Annotated in this window: 2 protein-coding genes; both read left to right on the forward strand. The window is 44.3% G+C overall.

Annotation, left to right across the window (positions count from 1 at the left end):
* Window positions 1-165: 165 nt before the first annotated feature.
* Entirely contained in the window at window positions 166-297 is a 132-nt protein-coding gene (locus U9Q77_11220) for a hypothetical protein (protein ID MEA3287926.1), read from the forward strand.
* Window positions 290-1,981 (forward strand): BREX-1 system adenine-specific DNA-methyltransferase PglX, encoded by a 1,692-nt coding sequence (gene pglX / locus U9Q77_11225; protein MEA3287927.1) that lies wholly within the window; start codon window positions 290-292, stop codon window positions 1,979-1,981. The genes U9Q77_11220 and pglX overlap by 8 nt, the downstream gene beginning before the upstream one ends.
* Window positions 1,982-2,167 lie beyond the last annotated feature (186 nt).

Consider the following 2,167-nt stretch of genomic DNA (forward strand, 5'->3'; position numbering starts at 1 on the left):
TTTGAATAGCCGACCGACATTTGTTTATGATTATCTTAAACCCGCGATCCAGGCTGGATTCGTTGAAATGACCTTACCAAATTCACCAAAAAGTCCGACCCAAAAATACCGCCTGACGGCTAAAGGTAAGGATCTCTTAGCCAGAGAGGGGCAGGAGGAATTGGAATGAACGCATATCCTGATGGTCGTGCTCGTGTGATCGATGAATGCCGGCAAATCCATCACAGGTCTTGTGATGTTTTTGAAAACTCAATGAACCAGCGCCAGCTGATTGAAGAGGGATTGAACCATGACTAATGATAATTCAGTACATAACCCTGTCCCCAATTTCTACCGCGCCTCTGCGGCGGATTTCAAGAAGATTCCGGGAAGTCCGATTGCTTACTGGGTGAGTGAAAATGAGAGAGATGCTTTTTCAAGTTTTGCTCCATTAAGCGAAACTTTTTTTTCGGATGGAGCTAACAAAACAGGTGACAATGACAAATATATGAGATTTTTATGGGAAGTATCCAAAAATATAGTATTTGCAGGAAAAAGAGAGGGTTTCAAGTGGCTCTTCTGTGCAAAGGGCGGAGAATTCCGTAGATGGTACGGAAATGTCACACATATAATTAACTGGTTACCTGAAACACGTAATCATTATTCAAAAGATAAGGTAGCAAGACTTTTAAATGAAAAGTACTGGTACAAAGAAGGAATTACATGGAGTCGAATCACTTCAAGTGAAAAAATTGGTTTTAGGCTTTTACCCTCATCAGCAACTTATGAAACTGCTGGAACTTCAGTATTTCCCAAACGAAACAATGAAAATGATATACTTATTGTCTTAGGAATGTTATCATCCAAAGTTTCAAAGCAAATATGCAAAATACTTAATCCAACTTTAGTTTTACAAGTTGGCGATGTTATCGATGTCCCCCGTGCTCCAATATCAAATCAAAATATCACAAAAAATGTCAACTTTCTTGTTCATTTTAGTAAACATGACTGGGACTCCTACGAAACCTCTTGGGATTTCACCACCCTCCCCCTTTTACAACCCGAATATCGCCAGCCAACCCTCCGCGAAACCTACGCCAAACTCCGCGCTCACTGGCGTGAGATGACGCTGGAGATGCAGCGACTGGAGGAAGAGAACAACCGCATCTTCATCGAAGCCTACGGCTTGCAGGATGAACTAACACCAGATGTGCCACTTTCTGAGATCACGCTGACCTGCAACCCGCATTATCGCTACAAAGGAAATAAGAGCGAGAAAGAACTGGAAGCGCTGCTGCTGACTGATACCATCAAGGAATTTATCTCATATTCAGTAGGCTGCATGTTCGGTCGCTACTCACTGGACAAGCCGGGTCTGATTCTGGCTAATCAGGGTGAGACCATTGATGACTACTTGCAGCAGGTTCCTGAGCCGAGTTTCATGCCGGATGACGATAACATCATCCCGATACTTGATGATGAATACTTCACAGACGACATTGTGGGGAGGTTCAAGGAATTCCTGAAAGCCACATTCGGGGCAGAGAGCCTTGCCGAGAACCTTGAATTTATCGCAGGGGCGCTGTCGAAGTCGAAGAAAGGCAGTGCATCGCCTGAGAAAGTGATACGGGACTATTTCCTCAAATCGTTCTTCAAAGACCATGTCAAGACATACAAGAAGAGGCCCATCTACTGGCTCTTCACATCAGGCAAGGGCAGGGGGTTTAATGCGCTCGTGTATATGCACAGGTATAATCGGGAAACACTGGCTAAGATGAGGACTGATTATCTGCTTGAGCTTGAGGCGAAACTGGATGCGAGGATCGGGATGCTTGGGGATGAATCTGCTGCGGAGAAGGCGCGGCTTGGGAAGCAGATCGAGGAGCTTGCGGCGTATGATGAGGTGCTGCATAATAAATCGCTTGAGTATATCGATATTGATCTGGATGATGGGGTCAAGGTGAATTATGCGAAGTTTGAGGGGTTGGTGGGGACGATATGATAAAAGGCAACGATGGTGATCGAAGATGGAGAAGTTCGGCAAGAGGTATGTATCTGCAGAGTGTGTTTGGATATAGATCATGGCAAAAATGTTGCATATTTAAGTATCAATGTCACCATCATTGTAAGAAGAGTTTAGAAAATATCACATTGAAATACGCTCTTCCGCATCCATCCGGATGTGGTG

The sequence above is a fragment of the Candidatus Neomarinimicrobiota bacterium genome, from assembly GCA_034716895.1.
GTDB lineage: Bacteria > Fidelibacterota > UBA8477 > UBA8477 > JABMPR01 > JABMPR01.

Coding starts and splice junctions, on each gene's coding strand:
- U9Q77_11220 (MEA3287926.1), top strand. CDS start 166: ATGAACGCATATCCTGATGGTCGTGCTCGTGTGATCGATGAATGCCGG.
- pglX (MEA3287927.1), top strand. CDS start 290: ATGACTAATGATAATTCAGTACATAACCCTGTCCCCAATTTCTACCGC.